Origin of the sequence: Sinorhizobium americanum (genome assembly GCF_001651855.1) — a bacterium.
In the GTDB taxonomy this organism is placed as follows: domain Bacteria; phylum Pseudomonadota; class Alphaproteobacteria; order Rhizobiales; family Rhizobiaceae; genus Sinorhizobium; species Sinorhizobium americanum.
The window spans coordinates 1-22,962 of record NZ_LNQC01000041.1; the positions used below are offsets into that span (position 1 = coordinate 1).

At 62.6% G+C, this 22,962-nt stretch carries 25 protein-coding genes and 1 tRNA gene; 21 read left to right on the plus strand and 5 right to left on the minus strand.

Features of this window, described 5'->3' with window-relative positions; all coding sequences use genetic code 11:
* Positions 1 to 185: 185 nt before the first annotated feature.
* A complete protein-coding gene (gene hemN, locus ATC00_RS04690) occupies positions 186 to 1,538 on the minus strand; it encodes an oxygen-independent coproporphyrinogen III oxidase (protein WP_064252127.1) in 1,353 nt (450 codons plus the stop codon).
* 231 nt (positions 1,539 to 1,769) lie between these two features.
* Between hemN and ATC00_RS04695 the strand changes: the two genes are divergently transcribed.
* Genes ATC00_RS04695 through ATC00_RS04710 form a run of 4 tightly spaced genes read left to right on the plus strand, consistent with a single transcriptional unit; the run spans position 1,770 to position 4,262 of the window.
* A complete protein-coding gene (locus ATC00_RS04695; RefSeq protein WP_064252128.1) occupies positions 1,770 to 2,045 on the plus strand; it encodes a DUF2249 domain-containing protein in 276 nt (91 codons plus the stop codon).
* Between the two features lie 43 nt (positions 2,046 to 2,088).
* Positions 2,089 to 3,447 carry a hypothetical protein gene (locus ATC00_RS04700; protein ID WP_064252129.1) on the plus strand — a complete coding sequence of 453 codons (1,359 nt, stop codon included), beginning with the start codon at positions 2,089 to 2,091 and terminating at the stop codon, positions 3,445 to 3,447.
* Positions 3,448 to 3,450: 3 nt separating this feature from the next.
* Positions 3,451 to 3,972, plus strand: a complete 522-nt coding sequence (locus ATC00_RS04705) for a DUF2249 domain-containing protein (protein WP_064252130.1) — start codon at positions 3,451 to 3,453, stop codon at positions 3,970 to 3,972.
* Complete coding sequence (locus ATC00_RS04710; RefSeq protein ID WP_037380018.1) at positions 3,969 to 4,262, plus strand: metal-sulfur cluster assembly factor; 294 nt, start codon at positions 3,969 to 3,971, stop codon at positions 4,260 to 4,262. Before ATC00_RS04705 ends, ATC00_RS04710 begins: the two co-directional genes overlap by 4 nt.
* 85 nt (positions 4,263 to 4,347) lie before the next feature.
* Here the strand turns inward: ATC00_RS04710 and ATC00_RS04715 are convergent, their stop codons facing one another.
* On the minus strand, positions 4,348 to 5,559 hold the full coding sequence (locus tag ATC00_RS04715; protein ID WP_064252131.1) for an NnrS family protein: 1,212 nt from the start codon (positions 5,557 to 5,559) through the stop codon (positions 4,348 to 4,350).
* A 250-nt stretch (positions 5,560 to 5,809) separates the two neighbouring features.
* Here ATC00_RS04715 and nirK point away from each other — a divergent pair, with 250 nt between their 5' ends.
* From nirK to ATC00_RS04795, 16 genes are all read left to right on the plus strand, one after another.
* Entirely contained in the window at positions 5,810 to 6,940 is a 1,131-nt protein-coding gene (nirK, locus tag ATC00_RS04720) for a copper-containing nitrite reductase (RefSeq protein ID WP_064252132.1), read from the plus strand.
* Between the two features lie 72 nt (positions 6,941 to 7,012).
* Positions 7,013 to 7,927: an SUMF1/EgtB/PvdO family nonheme iron enzyme gene (locus tag ATC00_RS04725; RefSeq protein WP_037379923.1), complete on the plus strand. Its 915-nt coding sequence runs from the start codon at positions 7,013 to 7,015 to the stop codon at positions 7,925 to 7,927.
* 103 nt (positions 7,928 to 8,030) lie between these two features.
* Positions 8,031 to 8,726: a Crp/Fnr family transcriptional regulator gene (locus tag ATC00_RS04730; protein WP_037379925.1), complete on the plus strand. Its 696-nt coding sequence runs from the start codon at positions 8,031 to 8,033 to the stop codon at positions 8,724 to 8,726.
* 111 nt (positions 8,727 to 8,837) lie between these two features.
* Positions 8,838 to 9,281, plus strand: a complete 444-nt coding sequence (locus ATC00_RS04735; protein WP_064252133.1) for a pseudoazurin — start codon at positions 8,838 to 8,840, stop codon at positions 9,279 to 9,281.
* 260 nt (positions 9,282 to 9,541) lie between these two features.
* The gene (napE, locus tag ATC00_RS04740) at positions 9,542 to 9,727 is read left to right on the plus strand and encodes a periplasmic nitrate reductase, NapE protein (protein WP_064252134.1); all 186 of its coding nucleotides are present in this window, start codon (positions 9,542 to 9,544) and stop codon (positions 9,725 to 9,727) included.
* 9 nt (positions 9,728 to 9,736) lie between these two features.
* Positions 9,737 to 10,237 (plus strand): ferredoxin-type protein NapF, encoded by a 501-nt coding sequence (locus ATC00_RS04745; protein ID WP_064252135.1) that lies wholly within the window; start codon positions 9,737 to 9,739, stop codon positions 10,235 to 10,237.
* On the plus strand, positions 10,230 to 10,478 hold the full coding sequence (locus ATC00_RS04750; protein ID WP_037379932.1) for a chaperone NapD: 249 nt from the start codon (positions 10,230 to 10,232) through the stop codon (positions 10,476 to 10,478). Before ATC00_RS04745 ends, ATC00_RS04750 begins: the two co-directional genes overlap by 8 nt.
* A 13-nt stretch (positions 10,479 to 10,491) precedes the next feature.
* A complete protein-coding gene (gene napA / locus ATC00_RS04755) occupies positions 10,492 to 12,996 on the plus strand; it encodes a periplasmic nitrate reductase subunit alpha (protein WP_064252136.1) in 2,505 nt (834 codons plus the stop codon).
* Between the two features lie 17 nt (positions 12,997 to 13,013).
* Complete coding sequence (locus tag ATC00_RS04760) at positions 13,014 to 13,469, plus strand: nitrate reductase cytochrome c-type subunit (RefSeq protein WP_064252137.1); 456 nt, start codon at positions 13,014 to 13,016, stop codon at positions 13,467 to 13,469.
* A 3-nt stretch (positions 13,470 to 13,472) separates the two neighbouring features.
* A complete protein-coding gene (locus ATC00_RS04765; RefSeq protein WP_064252138.1) occupies positions 13,473 to 14,174 on the plus strand; it encodes a cytochrome c3 family protein in 702 nt (233 codons plus the stop codon).
* 163 nt (positions 14,175 to 14,337) lie between these two features.
* Positions 14,338 to 15,852, plus strand: a complete 1,515-nt coding sequence (gene fixL / locus ATC00_RS04770) for a PAS domain-containing sensor histidine kinase (RefSeq protein ID WP_064252139.1) — start codon at positions 14,338 to 14,340, stop codon at positions 15,850 to 15,852.
* Positions 15,849 to 16,463, plus strand: a complete 615-nt coding sequence (gene fixJ, locus ATC00_RS04775; protein WP_037379940.1) for a response regulator FixJ — start codon at positions 15,849 to 15,851, stop codon at positions 16,461 to 16,463. The genes fixL and fixJ overlap by 4 nt, the downstream gene beginning before the upstream one ends.
* Before the next feature lie 151 nt (positions 16,464 to 16,614).
* Entirely contained in the window at positions 16,615 to 16,953 is a 339-nt protein-coding gene (locus ATC00_RS04780; RefSeq protein WP_327289338.1) for a response regulator transcription factor, read from the plus strand.
* 131 nt (positions 16,954 to 17,084) lie between these two features.
* On the plus strand, positions 17,085 to 17,723 hold the full coding sequence (locus ATC00_RS04785) for a helix-turn-helix domain-containing protein (RefSeq protein WP_064252141.1): 639 nt from the start codon (positions 17,085 to 17,087) through the stop codon (positions 17,721 to 17,723).
* Between the two features lie 163 nt (positions 17,724 to 17,886).
* Complete coding sequence (locus ATC00_RS04790; RefSeq protein WP_037379943.1) at positions 17,887 to 18,249, plus strand: YbaN family protein; 363 nt, start codon at positions 17,887 to 17,889, stop codon at positions 18,247 to 18,249.
* Positions 18,250 to 18,392: 143 nt separating this feature from the next.
* The gene (locus ATC00_RS04795; protein ID WP_064252142.1) at positions 18,393 to 19,475 is read left to right on the plus strand and encodes a hypothetical protein; all 1,083 of its coding nucleotides are present in this window, start codon (positions 18,393 to 18,395) and stop codon (positions 19,473 to 19,475) included.
* Positions 19,476 to 19,552: 77 nt separating this feature from the next.
* Here ATC00_RS04795 and ATC00_RS04800 read toward each other — a convergent pair.
* A tRNA-Pro gene (locus ATC00_RS04800) sits at positions 19,553 to 19,629 on the minus strand.
* A gap of 194 nt (positions 19,630 to 19,823) precedes the next feature.
* Between ATC00_RS04800 and ATC00_RS04805 the strand changes: the two genes are divergently transcribed.
* A complete protein-coding gene (locus ATC00_RS04805; protein WP_064252143.1) occupies positions 19,824 to 20,039 on the plus strand; it encodes a hypothetical protein in 216 nt (71 codons plus the stop codon).
* An 88-nt stretch (positions 20,040 to 20,127) separates the two neighbouring features.
* Here the strand turns inward: ATC00_RS04805 and ATC00_RS04810 are convergent, their stop codons facing one another.
* Together ATC00_RS04810 and ATC00_RS04815 are read right to left on the minus strand one after the other, a co-directional pair.
* Positions 20,128 to 21,375: an O-antigen ligase family protein gene (locus ATC00_RS04810; RefSeq protein ID WP_064252144.1), complete on the minus strand. Its 1,248-nt coding sequence runs from the start codon at positions 21,373 to 21,375 to the stop codon at positions 20,128 to 20,130.
* On the minus strand, positions 21,372 to 22,931 hold the full coding sequence (locus tag ATC00_RS04815) for an undecaprenyl-phosphate glucose phosphotransferase (RefSeq protein WP_037379949.1): 1,560 nt from the start codon (positions 22,929 to 22,931) through the stop codon (positions 21,372 to 21,374). The genes ATC00_RS04810 and ATC00_RS04815 overlap by 4 nt, the downstream gene beginning before the upstream one ends.
* Positions 22,932 to 22,962 lie beyond the last annotated feature (31 nt).

Consider the following 22,962-nt stretch of genomic DNA (forward strand, 5'->3'; position numbering starts at 1 on the left):
ATGAAACGCTTCATCCCGACCCCCGCTCAACGGGAATCACTCTATCATATCAACACGTTTCCACACAGGCTCGGTCGAACTCTGCCGTCTACAAGGTGCCCGTCAACGACTGTGTTCTGCAACCGTGCCATGCCGGTACTATGGCGCTTAGCGCTTCTTTTCGTCCTCACCCGAACCAACCTCAGTTAAGCCGCCTTGCTGTGCGTGCGCCTCGACTGCTCGATATAGGCGTCGAAGGCGGCTGCGACGACACGAATGAGGAAGCGTCCCTCCTCGCGGAGCCGGATGACACCGTCGGCATTGTCGAGGATGCCGTCATCTTCAAGCATTGCGAGCTTGGTGTTGCCCTGGAGCAGGAGTTGCGGATCGAAGCCGTGTGCCGTGGCAATCGCTGGAACATCGGCGCCGAAGTCGCACATCAGCCGTTCGATGATGCTTGCCCTGAGCCGATCTTCGGCCGTCAGCCGATAGCCCTTCACCGTTGCCAGCCGACCCGACGCGATGTGCTGGGCGTAGAGCCCAGGTGGCACCTCGTTCTGCACATAGCCGCCCGCCATCCGGCCGATTGCCGAGGCGCCGAGGCCGATGAGAGTCTCGCAGGCATCTGTGGTGTAGCCCTGGAAATTGCGGTGCAGTTGACCTCTTGCCTGGGCGATCGCCAGGCTGTCGTCCGGCCGGGCGAAATGGTCGAGGCCGATGCGGCGGTAGCCGGCGGCGACGAGGGTCGCGGCGATCGCCTCGGCCTGGGCGATGCGGCCCTCCGCATCGGCAAGCGCAGCCTCGTCGATCAGTTTCTGGTGCTTCTTGAAGTTCGGGATATGGGCATAGCCGAAGACGGCGAAACGCTCGGGTCCCATGCGGACAGCGGCTTGCGCCGTCGCGATGCAGGACTCGACCGTCTGGTGCGGCAGGCCGTAGATCAGATCGAAATTGATGCTGTCGACGCCGGCTGTGCGCAGCCGCGTGACCGCATCCAAGGTCTGTTCCTCGCTCTGGATGCGGTTGATCGCCTTTTGCACGACCGGATCGAAGCTCTGAACGCCGAGACTTGTGCGGCAGACGCCGGCCTCGCCGAGAGCCTTTGCCATGTCCGGTTCCAGGGTGCGCGGGTCGATTTCGACCGCAATTTCAGCCGTGTTGGCGAAATCGGAGTGCTCGCGCAGGAGTGCTGTTAGCCGCAGGAACTCCTCCGGCCGCATGATCGTCGGCGTTCCCCCGCCGAAATGGACGTGATCGATGGTAAGCGGCGCACGCGTTCTTGCTGAGACGAGGCGGACTTCCTCGCGCAGCATGTCGAGGTAATCGAGGATCGGCCGGTCGCGCTGGGTGATCGTCGTGTGGCAGCCGCAGTACCAGCACATCGAACGACAGAAAGGGATGTGCAGGTAAAGAGATGCCGGCTTGTCCAGCGGCGCGGCGTCAAGCCAGCCGCCATAGGTGTCGGCGTCGACGGCGGGCGAGAAACGCGGCGCCGTCGGGTAGCTCGTGTAGCGCGGCAGGCGCGCCTCGCCATATTTCGCGACAAGGAACGGTTGCATGAAGAATCCTTCCGGTGCGGGAGAGCAGGTTGAACGCCATCCTAGAGGCGCACCGGATCCGTCTCTTTGACCAATATCAAGGAAAAGGACGAAGGAGCTTCTCGCGAATTGTTTGCTCACCGTCAAAGTGTCCGAGCGGGCCTGAAGCTACGGTCGGCCAAGTTCCGGCAGGGTGAGCCGCCGTCATGCCGGAGCAGACGAGGGGCGGCCATAAAGAGAATTGCCACGACAATGACGGACACAAAGCCATCTATCGACGTTCGCACCGTTCCGCCGCGCGAGCGTCATCCGCGAATTTTCGGCATGCTCGGCGCACTGCTGCCGGGCGGTTCGATGCAGGTCACCAGCGACCACGACCCGCGCCCCCTCCATTACCAGTTGGAAACGAATTTTCCGGGCCAGTTCGGCTGGGATTATCTGGAAGAGGGACCGGAGATATGGCGCGTCGAAATCGCTCGCCTGGAAGACGGGGCGGGTTGCGAATGCTGCTGCGGGTCGGATCATTGACCCGCTTCAGCTGCACGCGGTGATCTCAAGACGGATGAGGCGAATGCCGGGCGCCACGCTTTCCCGATGGACGATGTCCTATTTCGCTGCCGCCTGCCTGTTCCTGCTGATCGGCGAGGTCATGATGGTGACGGGTTGCGGCTATCCGGTCGTGGCCATCGATGCTCCGGAAACCTTGGCGCTTGTCCACGTTCTCGCCATCGGCTGGCTGAGCCTGCTGATGGTGGGAGCGCTCCTGCAATTCGTGCCGGTGCTGGTCGCCGCGCCGTTACGCGGCCGGCGGCTTGCGCTACCGGTCCTGCTACTCCTCGTCACGGGGCTCCTCCTGCTCGCCGGCGGCTTTGGTGCCCTGGCGGGTGTTGGCGTGCTTTCGCCCGCCATGCTGCCGCTCGGCGCGTTGCTTCTGGTCACCGGCTTCGGGCTTGCCGCCGCGATGCTGGCCGCAACACTTTTTGCAGCGCGCCCGCTACCGCTGCCGGCTCGTTTCGTCGGCCTCGGCCTGCTCGCGCTGGTGGCGACGGCTCTGATCGGCGCCGCTTTTGCACTCGCCCTTTCGGGCACTGTCGCGACCGGCCCCCTCATCAGGCTGCTCGTTCATGGCGTACCGCTCCACGCCGCCTCGGGTCTCGGCGGCTGGTTGACCCTCACGGCCGTCGGGGTCAGCTATCGACTGCTGCCGATGTTCATGCTTGCGCCCGAGGAAGCGCACGGCACGTCCCATTTCGTCTGGTGGGTAGGCAGCGCCGCACTGGCGCTCGTCGCGGCCCGCACCGCCTGGCTTGTCCTCGATGCCTCGGCCGTGGAGGAACCGCTCGCGCTTGCAGCGCTTCTTGCCGCTGCCGCCGTCATTCTCTACTGCGCCGATGTGATCCGCTTGTTTCGCGAGCGCCGGCGCAGGGCGGTGGAACTCAACATCCGCGCCAGCTATGCAGCGTTTGCCGCGCTTCTCCTGTCCGTGGTGCTGTTTATCATTCCGGGCACAAGGGCCGCGGCCGGCGAGGGGGCTGCGGCTCTCGTCTATCTTTTCGTCTTCGGCTGGCTTACCGGACTGGGGCTCGCCCAGCTTTACAAGATCGTTCCCTTCCTGACCTGGCTCGAATGCTATGGCACCGTTCTCGGCCGCGCCGCGGTTCCCCGTGTGCAGGATCTGGTCCGCGAGGGCCGCTCGAGCCTCTGGTTCTGCCTCTACTACGGCGCCGTGACGGCGGCCACGGGGTCGCTTTTTGCCGGAAGCGCCCCCTGGTTTCGCGCTGCGCTGCTGCTGCAGCTCGTCGCCACCGTCGGCCTCACGGCGGAACTCGTGCGCGCTCGGATGCTTTCATCCGTTGCCGAGCCCCTTCGTTTCCCGCTCGGGGCGCCCAGACCCAATCTCTTTCTTCCAATCTCTCGACAACAGGAGTGATCAATGAACCCTGCACCCCGAGACCTCGACGTTCGGCCTCTATTGAGGAGCGGCGGCGAGCCGTTCCAGGCCATCATGGAGGCGGTCAGCGGCCTTGCGCCCGGTCAGGCTTTGCGGCTTTTCGCGCCTTTCCGTCCGCAGCCGCTGTTCAAGGTGATGGAAAGCCGCGGCTTCGGCCATGCGGCGAAAGAGATCGAAGGCGGCGACTGGGAGGTTCTGTTCACGCCGCAGGAGACGGCCCCGGTCGAAGTGTCCGCCGATGCACAAGATCCTGAGGCCTGGCCGGATCCGAGCGAGCATCTCGATCTGACGGAGCTCGACCCGCCCGAGCCGATGGTGCGCATTCTCGCCGCGGTCGAGCGGCTGCAGCCAGGCCAAGTCCTTTTCGCCCTGCTTTCGCGCGAGCCGGTCTTCCTCTTCCCCGAGCTTGCCAGCCGCGGCCATCAGTGGGCGGGCAATTTCGACGAAAGCCGCACCACGTTCCGGATATTCGTCCGCTCTGGCGGGAAGGGGGTGACATCATGACCGAAGCGTTGAACGAGACGGTCTGCGGCGCGATCCGCGACGCGCTCCGCATGATCATCGATCCCGAACTGGGTCGCAACATCGTCGACCTCGGCCTCATCTACGACGTCTCCGTCGAGGATGGTGGCATCGCCCATGTGACGATGACGACGACCACGAAGGGATGTCCGGCCAGTGAATATCTGAAGGAGGCGGTCCGCAACTGCGTCTGGTATGTGCCGGGCGTGGAATATGCCGAAGTCCGGTTGACCTACGAGCCAGCCTGGACAACGGAGATGATGATGAACTGAGGCTTCACGATGAGTTTCAGAGATACGGGAACGGCCCGGGAGTTGACATCTCGGGCCGTTTCGCTGTGAACAGATAGCGTGGCAATCAGCGGAGCGTCCTGCGCTTGCGGACGAGGATCGGGCCGTATTCGAGGCAGAACAGCGCGAAGGCCAGGATCCAGAGGCCCCCGGACACGGCGTAGAGGGCAGTCGCCGCCTCGGGCAGCACTTCTGCAAGCGGCCGCAGCACGGCCGCGAGCAGGATGGCGGCGTAGGAGGCGATCGTCGGGCGCGACGCCGACAACGCATGTCCGGTATGGCCGCGGCTCGCCCGCGTCATCACCGCCAGCATCATCGAGGCGATCGCCCCGACCGTCAGCACATGCATGACGGAGTGCTCCTCGACGAAACCGAGCGCCGCGAAGCCGATTGCAGCGAAGCCCAGGGGAACGAAGGCATAGGCCAGGTGCAGGATGACGAGCAGCTGTTCCGGCCAAGTGGCCCAGCCCCGCCAGCGTCCGAGACGGATGAAGTGCAGCAGGGCTGCGGCAAGGCCCGTAAGCGCCGTGGCCGGATGCTCCGGCAAGAGCGTCCACGAGCCGAGTGCGGCAATCCCTGCGAGGATCGTGAGCGTATCGAAGCGATTGTAGGGAACCGGAAAGTCGGTTCGGCCGAAGCGGTTCAGCCAATTGCGGGTGAAGCTCGGCAGGATTCGCCCGCCGACGATGGTAACGAGCGCCACATAGGCCGAGATGCCGAGGCGCATCGCAACATGCGCATGATCACCGGTGATCACCGCCACATGAAAGCAGGCATTGGCGAGAGACAGGGCCAGGAGACCGCCGAGCACCTTCAAGTCCTTCCATTTGCGGCCGGCGATCACCTCGCGGGCGCAGATCAGAAGCAGCGCTGGAAGGAACAGACTGTCGATCGCCGCCGCGGCCGGAACGCCGATCGCATCCGGCGCAAGCAGGGCGGCGCGTCCCGCCAGCCAGAGAGCGAACAGTCCGGCGAGCGGCCAACCCGAGACCGGCAGGCGGCCGGTCCAGTTCGGCACTGCCGTCAGGAGAAAACCGGCAAGAACGGCGGAGGCGAAGCCGAACAGCATTTCATGCGCATGCCAGGCGTGAGCGCCGTAGCTGCCGCCTAGTTCGAAATGACCGGCGAGTGCGGCGATCCACAGGCTCATGGCGGAGATCGCCCAGAGCGCCGCTCCGAGGAAAAACGGCCGGAAACCGTATGAGAAAAGCACAGGCCCCGTCCGTCCCAGGCCCCGCGGGACGTGGCCGGGCCGCTCGGCCAGCTTCGATCCATTCATGATTGAACTCCTGATGTTTGGCTGGCACCTGACTATCGGAGTTGCGAAAGCTCTTCTTTGACAAACGGCAAAGAGACGCTCGGGTGCAGCGCGCGCCTGCCTTGACCGGCAGCCCTGTCGCTGCTGCTCGCCAAAATGTCGCACCCGTACAATCTGACTGTTTGTTCCACCTCAAAGAGTGCGGCCCCGACCCTCCTAGGATGAGAACGACCGGGCGATATTCGCTCCGTCCTTTTCAAGGAGAGGTTCCATGTCTGATCAATTCCAGATGACCCGCCGCAGCATGCTGGCCGGCGCGGCGATTGCCGGCGCCCTGACGCCGCTCGTCGGCGCGGTCTCCGCGCAGGCGGAAGAGGCGGTCGCCAAGATCGCTCCCGTGGACATCGCTTCGTTGCCGCGTGTGAAGGTGGATCTCGTCAAGCCGCCCTTCGTCCATGCCCACACGCAGAAAGCGGAAGGCGGCCCGAAGGTTGTCGAGTTCACGCTGACGATCGAGGAGAAGAAGATCGTCGTCGACGACCAGGGCACGGAAGTCCAGGCCATGACCTTCAACGGCTCGGTTCCCGGACCGATGATGGTCGTCCACCAGGACGACTATGTCGAAGTGACGCTGATCAACCCCGAAACCAACCAACTGCAGCACAATATCGACTTCCACTCGGCAACCGGTGCGCTCGGCGGCGGGGCGCTTACCGTTGTCAATCCGGGCGAGAGCGCCGTGCTGCGCTTCAAGGCCACCAAGACAGGCGTCTTCGTCTACCACTGCGCACCTCCCGGCATGGTGCCATGGCACGTCACCTCCGGCATGAACGGTGCGATCATGGTGCTGCCACGCGAAGGACTGACGGACAGGCAAGGCAAGTCGCTGACCTATGACAAGGTCTATTATGTCGGCGAGCAGGATTTTTATGTGCCGCGTGATACGCAGGGCAACTACAAGAAGTACGAGAGCGCTGGCGACGCATATGCCGATACGCTGGAAGTGATGCGGACGCTGACCCCCACCCATATCGTCTTCAACGGTGCGGTGGGGGCGCTCACCGGCGATAACGCATTGAAGGCCGCTGTGGGCGAAAAGGTGTTGATTGTCCACTCGCAGGCCAACCGCGACACCCGCCCGCATCTGATCGGCGGCCACGGCGATTATGTCTGGGCAACCGGCAAGTTCCGCAATCCTCCGGATCGCGACCAGGAGACCTGGTTCATTCCCGGCGGTACGGCGGGCGCTGCCTTCTACACCTTCGAGCAACCCGGCATTTACGCCTATGTGAACCACAACCTGATCGAGGCCTTCGAGCTCGGCGCCGCCGCCCATTTCACCGTCACCGGCGACTGGAACGACGATCTCATGACGGCCGTGCGCGCACCGTCGGGCACCTGAGACCGTCGCGTGCCGCCTGCGCCGGCGGCACTCCGCCGGCGCAGGTCATGATATCGCCGCAAGGAGGCCGTCATGGCCGCGCTTTCAGAAAATCGAGACGTCACATTCCTATCGCTGGCGATCCCCACCGTTCTTTTCCTGCTTCTCGCCGGCCTCCTTGCAAAGCAAACAGGCCTCTTGTTCAACGCACCGGCCGGCATCGCACTCGATGAGCCGCCCGTCGTCCTTGTCGCTCCGCGGGACTTCGGCTACCGCGTCGCTGGCGAATTCTTCAAGAATGGTTATGCCGTCGACGGGCCGGTGGTGACGGTGCGCGTGAGCGCCCCGCTGACCATCATGAAATACCAGGTCACGGCCGGGGACTATGCGCGCTGCGTTGCGGAAGGGGCCTGTCCGCCCGCCGAGCCCGAGCATGCGCCAGCCGATCCGGCGGTGACACCGGCAGCGGGCGTCAGCTTCGATGACGCGGAGGCCTATGCCGCCTGGTTCAGCCGGAGAACCGGGGCTGTCTGGGTGCTTCCGACGGACGAGCAACTCGCCTTTGCCGCCGGCAGCCGGTTCCCGGACGATGCCCTCGGCGTCGATCCGGACAGTTCCAATCCGGCCCTGCGTTGGCTCGCCGATTACCGGCGCGAGACGGCACGCAAGGCATCACGCGAGCCGGAGCCGCAGCCGCTTGGGCACTTCGGGGAAAGCGAGACCGGACTTGCGGACTTCGCCGGCAATGTCTGGGAATGGACGACGACCTGCAGCCGCCGCGTTACTTTGGACCGGTCGGGGGCGGTCGTCAGCGATGCCTCCTCCTGCGGGATCTATATCGCGACCGGCAAGCACCGAGCCGCGCTCAGTTCCTTCGTGCGCAATCCCAAGGGCGGCGGCTGCGCCGTCGGCGCTCCACCCGACAATGTCGGTTTCCGCCTGGTGAAGGACACGCGCTGGCATGCTCCCCTGCTGCAGGTGCTGAGGGCAAAAGGCCTGCCTTTATAATGCCGGCTCTCCGGCGCCGCACCCCGGCTTTTTTGCCCACGTCCGCCATGGTAGAACTCGCAATCGTGGAGCGAAGGTGCGTGCGCACCGATTGGGAGATGGAATGAAAATTGACCGGAGCGTGGTGAGGTCGCTTTCGCTGTTCGACAGGATGAGCGACGCCGACCTGGACAGACTGCTGAGCCACGCAACGGCAAGGCGCGTGCCGCCGGGCGACGCCGTGTTCGAACAGGGCCAGGCGGCCACCAGCTTCTTCCTTCTCCTGCACGGGCGGCTCAAGGTTACGCAGGTCACCGAGGACGGCCAGCAGATCATCGTGCGCGTCGTCCATCCGGGCGACCTCTTCGGCTTCGCCAAGGCACTGCAGCGCTCCGACTATCCGGGCACCGCGACGGCGGTCACCGACAGCGTTGCCCTGTCCTGGCCGACGGACCTCTGGCCGCAATTCGTGGAGCAGAATCCGCGCCTGGCCATCAGCACCATGCAGACGATCGGCCAGCGGTTGGAAGAGGCGCATACGCGAATTCGGGAAATGTCCACGCAGGAGGTGGAGCGGCGCGTCGCCCATGCGGTGCTGCGGCTTTCGCGCCAGGCGGGCAAGCAGGAAAAAGGCGGCATCCGCATCGATTTCCCGATTTCGCGGCAGGACATCGCCGAGATGACCGGCACCACGCTGCACACGGTCTCGCGCATCTTGAGCGCCTGGGAGCAGAAGGGCCTGGTCGAAGGCGGGCGCCAGAAGCTGATCATCTGCGATCTGCCCGGCCTGGCGCAGCTTGCCGAAGGCGGTCGGGACTGAACCCGACCGATATCGGAGTTGTTTGACAGACATCAAAGACCGGACGCCGCGGCTGTCCTATCTCCTCCTGGCAGGAACCGAACAGGGTTCTGAAACCTAAGGAGAATTTCAGTGCGCATAATCGCAAAGGGCGCCGCAGCCGCCGCAATTCTTGTTGCCTTCACCGGCACCGCATTCGCCGCCGATTTCGAGGTTCATATGCTGAACAAGGGCGCGGAAGGATCGATGGTGTTCGAGCCGGCATTCGTCAAGGTCAATCCGGGCGACAGCGTCACTTTCGTGCCGACTGACAAGGGGCACAATGTCGAAACCATCAAGGACATGATCCCCGACGGAGCCGCCCCCTTCAAAAGCAAGATGAACGAGACATACAAGGTGACGTTCGATGCACCCGGCGTCTACGGCGTCAAATGTGCCCCGCATGTCGGAATGGGCATGGTCGGCGTTGTGGTCGTCGGCGATGCGCCCGCCAATGTCGAGAAGGTCAAGGGCGTCAAACTGCCGAAGAAGGCTCAGGAGCGCCTTGACGCGGCCCTTGCAGCTGCTCTCCAATAATCGATCCACAGTATGACAACTCTATCATGGGTGCCGGCGCAATATACCAGGTGCGCCGGCCGGTCGCGCCGGCGAAACTTGATCTTTTAGGAATACTAAATGCGCCGATAATTCGTCTCGCCGCTGTCAGTAATTGACGGAAATCAATTCGGTACGCAAAGAATTAGTGTAGGTATAAATTATTTAGGCGCTCCCTTTATTTTTGTATGCACCGCGCTAGACATTCTAAATGTGCCTGAACTCCAGGAGGGAGACGCAAGATGCCTGATCGCGATCGGAGCACGGCGGGCCCTTTGCGGTCGCAGAGGAAAACCGAGTTCCTTACCTTTCTCGTCTTGGCGTTCGGCATCTGGCCGATCGTGGCCGTGGGCGTGGTCGGTGCCTATGGATTTCTCGTCTGGATGTTCCAGGTCATCTTCGGGCCACCCGGCCCGCCAGCGCATTGAGAGCCGCCCATGGGTGCAGGTGTCGACATATCAAGGCGCAACTTTCTGCGCTGCCGCTCCGAGGGGAGGCGCCGACGTGTCCTCCCGCCCGGAGTAACCGCCGCGGGCCTTGAGTCCTGCACGGGGTGCGGGAGATGCGTCGACGTCTGTCCGACACACATCATCCGGCTGATCGGGGACCGCCCGGCGCTCGATTTCTCCATCGCGGAATGCACCTTCTGCGGCCAATGCGCGGAGCTCTGTCCCGAGCCGGTCTTTACCGGCCGGCCACAGCGCTTCCCCCACATCGTGATGATCGGCGAGAGGTGTCTCGCCAGGAATGGCACGGATTGCCAGGCCTGTCGCGACGCCTGTCCGACGGAGGCGATCCGCTTCCGTCCGCGGGTCGGCGGTCCGTTCCTGCCGGAGCTCGAGCAAGAGGCTTGTACGGGCTGCGGCGCCTGTCTTGCCGTCTGTCCGGTGGCGGCCATTGGCGTTCGGGAAGTGCGAGGGGAGAGCGTCTATGTCTGATCCGCACGCGCCCTATCACATCTCCAGCGCCGTCGTCGTGACGATGCCGAATATGCAGGAGCGCGTCGTGGCTCTCCTTGCCGAAATGCCGAATGTCGAGGTCCACGCGCATCAGCACGGAAAGATTGTCGTCGTGATCGAGGGAACGAGCACAGGAATGCTCGGCGAAATCCTGTCGCGCATCTCGCTGCTCGAGGGCGTGGTGGCAGCCAATATGGTGTTTGAGCATGTCGAAGCTTAGGGAGACGACCGCCATGACCGGCGAACTGACGCGGCGTGAAATCTTGAAGGCGCATGCCGCCGGCATCGCCGCAGCCACTGCGGGCATAGCGCTTCCAGCCGCGGCGCAGCCCGTGCCGGGCGGTGTGGAAGCGTTGCAGATCAAATGGGCGAAGGCACCTTGCCGCTTCTGCGGCACCGGCTGCGGCGTCATGGTCGGCGTCAAGGAGGGGCAGGTCGTCGCCACCCATGGCGACATGCAGGCCGAGGTCAATCGTGGCCTCAACTGCATCAAGGGCTATTTCCTTTCGAAGATCATGTACGGTGCCGACCGCCTGAAAACGCCGTTGCTGCGTAAGCGCAACGGCACCTTTGCCAAGGACGGCGAGTTCGAGCCGGTCAGTTGGGACGAAGCCTTCGACGTCATGGCAGAGCAGGCGAAGAGGGTGCTGAGGGAGAAGGGACCGACCTCCGTCGGTATGTTCGGCTCCGGCCAATGGACGATCTTCGAAGGCTATGTGGCCACGAAGCTGATGCGCGCCGGTTTCCGCTCCAACAATCTCGATCCCAATGCCCGCCACTGCATGGCATCGGCCGCCTATGCCTTCATGCGCACCTTCGGCATGGACGAGCCGATGGGCTGCTATGACGATTTCGAACATGCCGATGCCTTCGTGCTCTGGGGCTCGAACATGGCGGAGATGCACCCGATCCTGTGGACGCGGCTTGCCGATCGCAGGCTTGGACATGAACATGTCAAGGTGGCGGTGCTGTCGACCTTCACGCATCGGAGCATGGACCTCGCCGATATCCCGGTCGTCTTCAAGCCGGGCACCGATCTCGCGATCCTCAATTACGTCGCCAACCACATCATTGAGACGGGCCGGGTGAACGAGGATTTCGTCAGGAAGCACGCAACCTTCATGGTTGGCGCCACCGACATCGGCTACGGCCTGCGGCCCGACAATCCGCTCGAGGTGAAGGCGACGAACGCCAAGGACGCGGCGAAGATGACGCCGAGCGACTTCGAGAGTTTCAAGACGTTCGTGTCGGAGTACACGCTCGAGAAGACCGTCGAACTGACCGGGGTCGAGGCGGGGTTCCTCGAGCAGTTGGCCGACCTCTACGCCGATCCCAGCCGCAAGGTAATGTCGCTCTGGACCATGGGGTTCAATCAGCATGTGCGCGGCGTCTGGGTCAACCACATGGTCTACAACCTCCATCTGCTGACCGGCAAGATCTCCGAGCCCGGCAACAGCCCGTTCTCGCTGACCGGCCAGCCGTCGGCCTGCGGCACGGCACGCGAGGTCGGTACCTTCGCCCACCGGCTGCCGGCCGACATGACGGTGACCAATCCGGAGCATCGCAAGCACGCGGAGGAAATCTGGCGCATTCCCCAAGGCTTAATCCCGGAGAAGCCCGGCTACCATGCCGTCGAGCAGGACCGCATGCTGAAGGACGGCAAGCTCAATTTCTATTGGGTGCAGGTCAACAACAACGTCCAGGCGGCTCCCAACACCGAGAACGAGACCTATCAGGGCTACCGCAACCCGGACAATTTCGTCGTCGTCTCGGACGTCTATCCGACGATCACCGCGATGAGCGCCGATCTGATCCTGCCGGCCGCCATGTGGGTGGAGAAGGAGGGCGCCTATGGCAATGCCGAGCGCCGAACCCATGTCTGGCATCAACTCGTCAATGCGCCCGGCGAGGCGCGTTCGGATCTCTGGCAAATGGTGGAGTTCTCGAAGCGCTTCACCACCGACGAGGTCTGGCCGGCCGATATCCTCGACGCCAATCCCGGCTATCGCGGCAAAACCCTCTATGACGTGCTCTTCAAGAACGGCAATGTCGATCGCTTCCCGGCAAGCGAAATCAATAAGGAATATGCCAACCGGGAGGCAGAGGCCTTCGGCTTCTACATCCAGAAAGGCCTGTTCGAGGAATACGCCTCCTTCGGGCGCGGACACGGACATGACCTAGCGCCCTATGACCGTTACCACGAGGAGCGGGGACTCCGCTGGCCCGTCGTCAATGGCAAGGAGACGCTCTGGCGCTACCGGGAAGGCTATGATCCCTACGTGAAGCCGGGGGAGGGCGTGAAATTCTATGGTCGCCCGGACGGCAAGGCGGTAATCCTTGCCGTTCCCTACGAACCGCCGGCGGAATCACCCGATGACGAATACAATGTCTGGCTGGTGACGGGCCGCGTGCTCGAGCATTGGCATTCGGGCTCGATGACGATGCGGGTGCCGGAGCTCTACAAGGCATTCCCCGGTGCAGTTTGTTTCATGAATGCCGGTGACGCCCGCGATCGCGGCATCAACCAGGGCGCCGAGGTGCGAATCGTTTCCCGTCGCGGCGAAATTCGCGCCCGCGTCGAGACGCGCGGCCGCAACCGCATGCCTCCCGGCGTCATCTTCGTTCCCTGGTTCGACGCCAGCAGGCTGATCAACAAGGTGACGCTTGACGCAACCGATCCCATCTCCAAACAGACGGATTTCAAAAAATGCGCGGTCAAAATCGTCTCTGTCGCATAATGAGAAGCCCCGGATCGATGCTCGGGGCGCTGTTGGCGATCCTGTTCGTCGCAACGGGGGCGATCGCGCAAATGGCCGGCGAAAGGGTGCCGGAGCTTTCCGGGCCACCGCAGGAGATGGGGGAGGTGGAGGCGCATCCGATCCCCAAATGGGTCGTGGACGACGCTCGCAAGGAGCGCGCCTATCCCGACCAGCCGCCGGTCATCCCACATTCGATCGAGGGCTATCAGCTTTCCGTCAACACGAACCGCTGCCTCTCCTGCCACAAGCGCGAACTCACGCAGGAGTCCGGCGCGCCGATGATCAGCGTCACGCATTACATGACGCGCGAAGGCCAGATGCTCGCAGACGTTTCGCCGCGGCGCTACTTCTGCACGGCCTGCCACGTGCCGCAGGCGGATGTGCGGCCGCTTGTCGAAAACACCTTCCGGGACATGAGCGAGATGGGCGTCAAGCAGGCGGGGAGCGAGTAGGCCATGGCTCGGATCAAGCGTGTCTTGCTCTGGGTGTGGAAGGTTCTCACCACCCCGGCCGCAAACCTCAGCCTCGCTTTCCTGACGCTCGGCGGCTTTGTCGGCGGCGTGATCTTCTGGGGCGCCTTCAACACCGCTTTGGAGCTCACCAATACGGAAACCTTCTGCGTCTCCTGTCACGAGATGCGGACAAATGTCTATGAGGAGCTGACGCGCACCATCCATTTCTCCAACCGCTCGGGGGTCAGGGCGTCCTGCCCCGACTGCCACGTGCCGCATGAATGGACGGACAAGATTGCTCGCAAGATGCAGGCCTCTAAGGAAGTCTGGGGCAAGATCTTCGGGACCATCAACACGCGCGAGAAATTCCTCAACCACCGCCTCGAACTTGCCAAGCATGAATGGGCGCGGCTCAAGGCCAATGACAGCCTCGAGTGCCGCAACTGCCACTCCTCGGCGGCGATGGACCTTTCCAAGCAGACGCAGCGCGCCGCCGAGATCCATACCCGATACCTGCTGCCTGGAAAGGCGACCTGCATCGATTGCCACAAGGGCATCGCCCACGAACTGCCGAACATGCAGGGCGTCGAGCCCGGTTGGAAGCTGCCGCCCGAACTCGAGGGGGAGACGCTGCCCTCCACATCCGCCATAGACGAGCTAAAGCGGGCGATGAACGACATCCATAGGACAGCCTTGGAAAACTAGTCCGTAGCCTCGGCCGGCCCACAATCCTGGGACGATTTGTTCCAGATGGGGCGGATGGCTGACAGGGCCAATATGGTCTATGGAAGGGCAAGACGCCGCGGCTGGGGCCGGCGCGTCGCGATGTTCGGAAGCAGCTAACGCGCACTCCGCGGTGGACAATGGAATGCATTCAAGAGGTTTCGTGGAGAGCACACGGCTAGGGCGGTCGCTCATCGGATGGCGGGTGGATCGCGTTTCTGCCTTCATTATCGCGATCGCGGCCGTGGGGAGCGTTCTCGCACTGCAATTGGGTTTGCTGGAATTCATCGGCGACAGCATTGTCTTTCTTTCCTTCATCCCCGCCATAGTGATCACGGCGATGGTCGGCGACCTAAGACACGTCGCCTTGGCAACCGGCCTGTCGGTTATCGGAGCGCTGGTCGTTCAACAGATCGGCAATGCCCCCGGGCCGAATGCCGGCGAACTGGCCATCTTCGTCTCGACAGTGTTTCTGATCGCGATTCTGGGAGAACTGCTTCGGGCGGCGAGACGGGCTGCGGATCAGGCGGAGGCCGCCGTCAGGACACGCGATGCCCATTTGCGATCGATACTGGACACGGTTCCGGACGCGACGGTGGTCAGTTCGGCAAATGGCACGATCGTCTCCTTCAATGCCGCCGCGGTCCGGCAGTTCGGCTATGCGGAACAGGAGGTCATCGGCGAGAACCTGCGCATCCTTATGCCGGAACCCTATCGGCACGAGCATGACGGATATATGCAGCGGTACCTGAAAACCGGCGAAAAGCGCATCATCGGTATCGACCGGGTCGTCGTCGGACGGCGCAAGGATGGATCGACATTTCCGATGAAGCTCGCCGTCGGAGAGATGAAATCGGGCGGCGAACGGTTTTTCACCGGCTTCATCAGGGACCTGACGGAGCGGGAAGAGTCGGCGGCGCGGCTCGAACAGATCCAGGCTGAACTGGCGAGGCTCGCGCGGCTCAATGAAATGGGCGAAATGGCGTCGACGCTTGCGCATGAGTTGAACCAGCCCCTATCGGCCATCGCAAACTATGCCCACGGCTGTACCAGGTTGCTGCGCGACATGGACGACAGCCTGGCTACGAGAATGCACGGAGCCCTGGAGGAGATTGCAAGCCAATCCCTGCGGGCCGGCCAGATCATCAAGCACCTGCGCGAATTCGTCATGAAGGGCGAAACGGAAAAGGCGCCCGAAGACATTCGCAAGCTGGTAGAGGAGGCCGGCGCGCTGGCTCTCGTCGGCTCCCGCGAGGGGGGCGTCAGGACCGTCTTCGAATACCTGCCCGGTGCCGAAATGGTGATGGTCGATCGCGTCCAGGTCCAGCAGGTCCTCATCAATCTGATGCGCAATGCTGTGGAGGCGATGCGACATGTCGACCATCGGGAGCTGACAATCCGCACGATGCCCGCCGGGCGGGGCGAGATCGCCGTCGTTGTGGAAGACACGGGCGGGGGCATCCCGAAGGAAATCGCCGGGCAGCTCTTCAAGCCGTTCGTCACGACCAAGGCGAGCGGGATGGGCATCGGCCTTTCGATCTCGAAGCGTATCGTCGAAGCGCATGGCGGTGAGATGACGGTCTCGAAAAATGCGGCCGGTGGCGCTACCTTCCGGTTCACGCTTCCCGCCTATGCGGATGAAACGGATCGAGGCAAATGACTGACTACACTGTGCATATTGTTGATGACGAAGAGCCGGTCCGGAAATCGCTTGCCTTCATGCTGACGATGAACGGCTTCGCGGTGAAAATGCACCAGTCGGCCGATGCTTTCCTCGCTTTCGCGCCGAGCGTCCGCAAGGGTATTCTCGTGACCGACCTCAGAATGCCGGAGATGTCCGGTGTCGATCTCATCCGCTGGCTCGGCGATCAAAAGATCCGGATACCGTCCATCGTGATCACCGGACACGGCGATGTGCCGATGGCGGTGGAGGCGATGAAAGCGGGCGCCTTGGACTTTATCGAGAAGCCTTTCGAAGACTCGGTGATCATCGAAGCGATCGAAAGGGCATCCCAGCAACTGAGCGTTCTCGATGCCGAAGCTGACGAAATCAACGAAGTCCTGGAGCGCCTGCAGACGCTCAGCGAGCGAGAGCGGCAGGTGCTCTCGGCCGTGGTGGCCGGTTTGCCGAACAAATCGATCGCCTATGACCTGGACATCAGCCCCCGCACGGTTGAGGTGCACCGCGCCAACGTCATGGCCAAGATGAAGGCGAAGAATCTCCCGCATCTCGTTCGCATGGCTCTGGCGGCGGGTTTTGGCCCTTCGTAGTTCTATGGCGCCGCGCTGCCCGTCAGCGGCGCACGTAGGGGGTCCTCAACTAAAGTATTGATCTCGCGCAATGCGGCCCCCGCGCGCAAGCGTTTAGATGGTCGCTCGTCGGCGGGCATCGGCACGCCAGTTTGCGCAGGACCCTACGTTGTTGACAGACAAAAGCATTGTCATCGTCGCCCCGGATCAAGGCCTCCGGCGATCGCTGGCCTTCGCGCTCGAGGTCGAAGGATATTCGACCAAAGCCTATGACTCCTTGTGGAAGGCCGAGGCTGCCCCGACCGCCTTCTGCACCATCGTGGACGACGAGATACTGAAATCTGAGGCGCAAGCCGTGCAAAGCCTTCGGGACATGCGAAGCCGCATCATCCTGCTCACCGACGGAATGTCGGCGCTCCAAGAGCATGCCGGGACGATCATTCTGACGAAGCCGATCAACGGTTCCGATCTGCTGGAGATCGTGAACAGCATGGCTGCGGTCGCGGGTTAGCTTGCCCGGCGAAACGCGGGCAGAACCTGCAGGCGGTCTCTCTACGTAATGTCCCTTAGTGAGCTAACCGAATTTATCGGCGACCCGTGAAGCGGCAATCTTCCCTCGAAACGATCATTTGGGGATAAGAGATGTACGCCGCTTCCCAACCAGCAGTGCAAAGCTTCCAGCCGTCTGACAGCGCCACCGGCGCCTCGATCCCGGGGCCGCATCTTGTGGCAGCCTATAAGCCGGGCCGTGAGATCTACGCAGAAGGCGATGCCGTTGAAAGATGCTACCAGGTCGCCACCGGAGCGGTGCGGATCTACCGCCTGCTCTCGGACGGTCGACGACAGGTGGTGTCCTTTCACCTGGCAGGAGAAATGTTCGGCTTCGAGGCCGGCGCCAGGCACCGCTTCTTCGCCGAAGCGATCACCGAAACAAGATTGGCCGTTTTCGGCCGGCGTCCGATGCAGGAATATTCCCGCGAACTTCTCGCTTTGGCGCTGGCCGGTCTGGCGCGCGCCCAGGAGCATCTCCTGGTTATCGGAAGGCAATGTGCGGTCGAACGCATCGCTGCATTCCTGTTGGATATTTCGTACCGCCAGGGAGACGTGCGGCAGTTGAAGCTACCGATGTCGCGGCAAGACATTGCCGACTATCTCGGCCTGACGATCGAAACGGTGTCGCGCGTCATGACCAGACTGAAAGAGCGCGGCCTCATAGGGCTGAGGGACGCGAGGACGGTCGATATCACCAAGCCGGATGCACTCCGCTCGCTCTGCAGCTGAGACTCCACGGAATAGGCTCACGGGCTCGGGCGCCGATCCAGGCGGCCGAAAAGGAAAACCGCTGATTGCGCCAGCCGTTGACAGCTTCGCTGCGACACCACAGGATGCCGAGCAAATCTCCCGCAGGTTGATGCCCTGACAAGGAGAAGCGAGTAACTTTTCCATGCGCCCTGTTCTTCTCGGCCTCGGTTGGGTCATGGTCGGCATAGGCATCGTCGGCATATTCCTGCCGCTTCTGCCGACGACACCCTTCCTGCTCCTCGCCGCCTGGCTTTTTGCGCGATCCTCTCCGCGTCTCGAACAATGGCTGGTCGATCATCCCCTGTTCGGGCAGCCTTTGCGCGATTGGCGAGACGATGGTGCCATATCGCGGGGCGCGAAGATATGTGCCGTGTCGCTGATGGGGCTCGGTTTCGCATTCTTCTGGCTCCGCGTCCAACCCTCCATGCTCATGGCATCCATCGTTGCGACGATCATGCTCGCACTGGCCGCTTTCATTGCGTCCCGGCCCGAGGCGCGGAAGTGACGACTACTGATAGGATCCGCCGGCCCGGAAGCAGGTTCCAAAGGTAACCCACAAAGCGCGCACTCCATGGCAAAATACACTGGGCCGATCCGACCCTCTCGCGGGTCGGGCGGCGCCGGTATTCGCAACCATGGGAGGAAGCCATGCAAATAGCTGACCACATTGAACGCACGCGAGCGGATCGGTCGGCGCCCGAAGTCCTGGATCGGCTTCAGGCGATCTACCAACGTCGGCAGAAGGACGAGTGGCGCGCGACGGTGGACAGGTTGGATGCGCTGCGCCAGTCGTTCAGCGAAGAGCGACGGCAGGTCTTTCCGGCCGCATTGCGCGACAGGCTGACAAGCGCTGCACGGGGCGGTAGGCGGGATGATCCCCGCGGGCCCGGATTAAGATACAAGTCGCTGATCGAAGCCAGAAACGCCGAGGTCGATCTGAAGGCGGTCAAGGCGCTGCACGACCGGGCCTATGACAAGTTCGGTCAACTGGTGAAGGGCTACAGTGCCTTTCATTTCCATGAATCGGTGGTCGGGAGCCTTGCCGATGCCTTGGCCCAGCCGCCGATTGTTTACGTCGCTCCCGATCCCGACAAGGAAAAGCTGTTCTACCCGCATTTCGGCGGCTGTTGGGACCGGCTCGATCAGAACCAGGCAACCGGCGACGGTGCGATTGTCGAGAACAGGTCCTATCTCGATTGCGCTGCCCGCATGGGATCCAAGCTCGTCGCCCGCAACGACGACGCGTCCGATGTCGACCTCCTCTGTGCCTATCGGGAGAACGGGTATCTCGTTCCGTTCAAGACGCTTCGTACAGGGATTCTGCAGGTCAAGGCCGACCTGACGGCCCTCGTTTGCCGCCATCATATCTCGACCTATGACGAGTTCGGGTGGTCCGACTTTCATGCAACGACGCGCGGCAGGCTCGTAATGGCGGTGTTCTGGAACTGGGACGACGTCGATCCGGCCAACGAGGTCAGCGACCAATGGTTCATTTCCGGTCTCGATTGCCGCGGCGATGGCGAGAGCTTCCCCGGCACCCGCGTCCAGGCAGTCCCGGGCGAAAGACGGATCATCAACCTGTTCACGGACGTGGCCTTCCCAGCCGGCCGCGAGCTCTGGGTCTATGTCGGCGTTGCCGATCGCATCTGGGCGCTGCTCAATGACGTCAGCATCGATATCTCGATCGACTCGGCCTGGCTGCTGAATTCGCTGGCAATCCGTTCGATTTGAGTGCCGCAACGGCAACTGTCCTTCCAGCAGGCTACTGCGGCAGGGACAGGTTAAGCCCTTTATTTTTAGGAATTAAATGGTCGGAGCGGCGGGATTCGAACCCACGACCCCTTGACCCCCAGTCAAGTGCGCTACCGGGCTGCGCTACGCTCCGACCCGCTTTGTTACAAGCCCGCTCTCATTAGAGGGAACACAAGGGCGGCGCAAGGGGAAAATGGAATTTCGCCGGTCCTTCCGCAGCTGTGGAGAAACCGGAGATACGCCGAAAGCAGTGGGCGAACGGTTTTGTGATTTGGTCGGCGCAAGAGGCGCAGATACACTACGGCCTGCAACAACAGGAGAAGCCCTATGAAGCGCATCCTCGTATTTGCAGTTGCCCTCGCGTTTTCCGCGACCGCAGCGTCAGCCGCGTGCCTCGGCCATAACACCACGGCCTCGGCGGATCCAATAGACAAAGAGATCACGACGGCCAGCGTGACAGAGACCGAGCAGTCCAAGCCGGCCGACGAGCTTCTCCTGCAGCAGCAGAAGCTGCAGCAACAGGATTCGACTGCCGAAGAATAAGCCAGGAGAGCGGCGAATGCGGGTCTCGCCGGGCGCTTCATGCCGTCGAGGCCCGCTTTCAGGGTTCAGATGATTCTCGACGCTTTCCTCATCGCGAAGCGAATCTCTTTGACGCCACCTGCCGACGATTGCGGTATTCGAGCGCGGCGCACCCCCAGATAATGCCGAGAAGCAAATAGAAGTGCCGCCAGTGATCGGTATCGATGACATTGCCGATCCCGACATGGCCGATGAGCGCTACCCAGGCGATCATCAGATAGGGTTGCCATGGCCGGTCGAGCAGAAGAAATCGAAACCCGAGCGAGAGCGTCCACGCAATCAGCGTCACATAGGAGACGAAGCCCAGCCAGCCATAGGAGGTCAGGCTTTTCAGCCAGACATTGTGCTCGTCCTCCAAGAAGATCGTGCCGAATATCAGCGGGCCGATGCCGAGCGGCCTTTCCATCGACATCATAAAGCCGATCCGGTGCCGGTCGAAACGCCCGAGGTGGCCGTCGTCGTAGTCCTGCACGAGTTGGGAGCGGCTTGAAAAGAGCGTTGCCACCTGCTCCGATTGCAGGGCGACGGCAAGTGCCGCCATGACGAAGAGGGCGCCGCAGAGGGCGAGCACGAGAATTCTCAGCCGAAACAGCCCGCTGCGCTCCTTTAGGAGCATGACGAAGACTAGCGCCGCGACGCAAAAGAGATTGAGCGCCCAGGCCGCGCGGGAGAAGGAGAGGAAGACGCCGAGGGTCAAGACAATCAGACCGGCGATTTTCAACGGAGCACGCCGGATTGGCTGCGTCAGCAGGCCATGCACCAGATAGAGCGCCGGTGCGGCGAGAAACGGCCCGAAGACGTTCGGGTCCTGGAAGGCACCTTTGGCGCGGTCGTAGAGGGTGAAGTTTGCGGCCCCCGGGATTGCGCCGAAATAGCCGAGAATACCGAGAAGGGCGGTGATCACGGCAGCCGAGACCCAGGCGTTGAAGATCAACCGCAGGCGCTGGTGACGATCCTCGACAATCGCCGCGAAGAAGACGGCCGTGAGTGCCAGGAAGCCGGACACTGCCATGTACATCGGCGCGGCAGCGAGTTCGGTCATCACCGTCAGCGATAGCATGCCGCCGACCATGAAGAGCGCGAGCAGGGTGAGAAGGGGAGCGACGGAGCGCGAAATCTTAAGCCCGAACAGGAACCAGAGAGCGATGAGGCCCGCCATGAAGACTTCATAGGGTGCGGGCTCTGCGATGACGAAGCCCGAGAGAAAGACGCCGATCGTCACTAGGCCGGAGCCGATGATCGAAATCGCGGCGAGCTGCGGCCGGATGATGGCCGGCTGAGAGGTGCTGGCGATCAATACGCGTTTTCCGTATTGAGCAGCCGGAATGGCGTCAGGAACAAGATCTTCAGATCGAGAAGCAGCGACCAGTTCTCGATGTAGTAGAGGTCGAAGGCAGTGCGGAAACGGATCTTCTCGTCGTTGTCGATTTCGCCCCGCCAGCCGTTGATCTGCGCCCAGCCGGTGACGCCCGGCTTGACGCGGTGGCGGGCGAAATAGCCCTCGACCACATCCGAATAGGTGCGGTTGTGGGTTTGCGCGAGAACGGCATGCGGGCGCGGTCCGACGAGCGAGAGCTCGCCTTTCAGCACGTTGAAGATCTGCGGCAGCTCGTCGATCGAGGATTTGCGCAGGAAGCGGCCGACGGGGGTGACGCGGGGGTCGCCCTTGGAGACCGCGTTGCGGGCGCTCGGATCGCTCAGATGGGTGTACATCGAGCGGAACTTGTAGACCTCGATGATCTCGTTGTTGAAGCCGTGGCGGTGCTGCTTGAAGATGATCGGCCCGGGAGAGGTGAGTTTGACCGCGATCGCCGCGACCAGCATGACCGGCCAGAGCAGTATGAGCGCCACGATGCTGAAGAAGACATCGAAGCATCGTTTGGCGACGGAATCCCAGTCGGCGATCGGCTTGTCGAAAATGTCGAGCATCGGCACTTGGCCGACATGGGAGTAGCTGCGCGGCCGGAAGCGCAGATTGTTGGCATGCGCGGCGAGGCGGATGTCGACCGGCAGCACCCAGAGTTTCCTCAGAAGTTCGAGGATGCGCTTCTCCGCCGTCAGGGGCAGCGAGAAGATCAGCATATCGATGCGGGCGAGCCGGGCGAATTCGACGAGCTCGTCGACGGTCCCGAGTTTCGGGTAGCCGGCGATCACATGCGGCGAGCGCCGCTCGTCGCGGTCGTCGAAGATGCCGCAGATGCGGATGTCGTTGTCCGGCTGGTGCTCGATCGTGCGGATCAGGTCCCTTGCCGGAGTGCCACCGCCGACGATTACGGCGCGGCGCTCCATCGTGCCGTTGCGCGACCAATGCCGGATCGAATAGGCGATGAAGGCGCGTTCGGCGACCAGGAAGAGCGCGCCGGCGGCGAACCAGCCGCCGACCCAGACGCGCGAATAGAGATGGCCCGATTTCAGAAAGAACAGCACGAGCGCGATGGTGCCGAAGGTTGCCGTCCAGGCGGCCAGGATGCGCGGCGTCATCCTGAGCCAGGCCCTGAGCGCCGGTACCTGATAGGTATCGGCAATCTGCATGGCGATCACCGCGAGTGCTGAACCGAAGGCGAGAATGGCGAGATAGACCGGCAGGTCCTGAAGCGCAGGCCGGACATATTGCGTATTGATGGCATAGCCGATCGCGAACAGCGCGCAGAGATCGAGCAGCCGGATGAGACCGGTGATCATCGACGGGGAATAGGTATCGACCCTGAACTGGAGCGCGATCTGTCGGGCCAGCGGATTGAGCGGCGTTGGGCTCTTGCCCGCCTTCTTTCCATCGGCGGTCGTTCGGATCTCGGAGACCTTCTTGCGAAGCGCCTCGGTATCGAAGGTCTCGGGCCTGTCAATCTGGTTCATGATGGCTTTCCGGCGCTGTCCCCGACGCCCG

What these genes read in the sequence shown, in the direction of transcription:
- ATC00_RS04765 (WP_064252138.1), top strand. Translation starts at nt 13,473, where the DNA reads ATGGCTCGGATCAAGCGTGTCTTGCTCTGGGTGTGGAAGGTTCTCACC.
- ATC00_RS04790 (WP_037379943.1), top strand. Translation starts at nt 17,887, where the DNA reads ATGCGCCCTGTTCTTCTCGGCCTCGGTTGGGTCATGGTCGGCATAGGC.
- ATC00_RS04700 (WP_064252129.1), top strand. Translation starts at nt 2,089, where the DNA reads ATGCCGGGCGCCACGCTTTCCCGATGGACGATGTCCTATTTCGCTGCC.
- ATC00_RS04785 (WP_064252141.1), top strand. Translation starts at nt 17,085, where the DNA reads ATGTACGCCGCTTCCCAACCAGCAGTGCAAAGCTTCCAGCCGTCTGAC.
- napE (WP_064252134.1), top strand. Translation starts at nt 9,542, where the DNA reads ATGCCTGATCGCGATCGGAGCACGGCGGGCCCTTTGCGGTCGCAGAGG.
- fixL (WP_064252139.1), top strand. Translation starts at nt 14,338, where the DNA reads ATGCATTCAAGAGGTTTCGTGGAGAGCACACGGCTAGGGCGGTCGCTC.
- ATC00_RS04815 (WP_037379949.1), bottom strand. Translation starts at nt 22,931, where the DNA reads ATGAACCAGATTGACAGGCCCGAGACCTTCGATACCGAGGCGCTTCGC.
- ATC00_RS04695 (WP_064252128.1), top strand. Translation starts at nt 1,770, where the DNA reads ATGACGGACACAAAGCCATCTATCGACGTTCGCACCGTTCCGCCGCGC.
- ATC00_RS04745 (WP_064252135.1), top strand. Translation starts at nt 9,737, where the DNA reads ATGGGTGCAGGTGTCGACATATCAAGGCGCAACTTTCTGCGCTGCCGC.
- ATC00_RS04715 (WP_064252131.1), bottom strand. Translation starts at nt 5,559, where the DNA reads ATGAATGGATCGAAGCTGGCCGAGCGGCCCGGCCACGTCCCGCGGGGC.
- nirK (WP_064252132.1), top strand. Translation starts at nt 5,810, where the DNA reads ATGTCTGATCAATTCCAGATGACCCGCCGCAGCATGCTGGCCGGCGCG.
- fixJ (WP_037379940.1), top strand. Translation starts at nt 15,849, where the DNA reads ATGACTGACTACACTGTGCATATTGTTGATGACGAAGAGCCGGTCCGG.
- hemN (WP_064252127.1), bottom strand. Translation starts at nt 1,538, where the DNA reads ATGCAACCGTTCCTTGTCGCGAAATATGGCGAGGCGCGCCTGCCGCGC.
- ATC00_RS04710 (WP_037380018.1), top strand. Translation starts at nt 3,969, where the DNA reads ATGACCGAAGCGTTGAACGAGACGGTCTGCGGCGCGATCCGCGACGCG.
- ATC00_RS04730 (WP_037379925.1), top strand. Translation starts at nt 8,031, where the DNA reads ATGAAAATTGACCGGAGCGTGGTGAGGTCGCTTTCGCTGTTCGACAGG.
- ATC00_RS04795 (WP_064252142.1), top strand. Translation starts at nt 18,393, where the DNA reads ATGCAAATAGCTGACCACATTGAACGCACGCGAGCGGATCGGTCGGCG.
- ATC00_RS04750 (WP_037379932.1), top strand. Translation starts at nt 10,230, where the DNA reads ATGTCTGATCCGCACGCGCCCTATCACATCTCCAGCGCCGTCGTCGTG.
- ATC00_RS04760 (WP_064252137.1), top strand. Translation starts at nt 13,014, where the DNA reads ATGCTCGGGGCGCTGTTGGCGATCCTGTTCGTCGCAACGGGGGCGATC.
- ATC00_RS04725 (WP_037379923.1), top strand. Translation starts at nt 7,013, where the DNA reads ATGGCCGCGCTTTCAGAAAATCGAGACGTCACATTCCTATCGCTGGCG.
- ATC00_RS04705 (WP_064252130.1), top strand. Translation starts at nt 3,451, where the DNA reads ATGAACCCTGCACCCCGAGACCTCGACGTTCGGCCTCTATTGAGGAGC.
- napA (WP_064252136.1), top strand. Translation starts at nt 10,492, where the DNA reads ATGACCGGCGAACTGACGCGGCGTGAAATCTTGAAGGCGCATGCCGCC.
- ATC00_RS04805 (WP_064252143.1), top strand. Translation starts at nt 19,824, where the DNA reads ATGAAGCGCATCCTCGTATTTGCAGTTGCCCTCGCGTTTTCCGCGACC.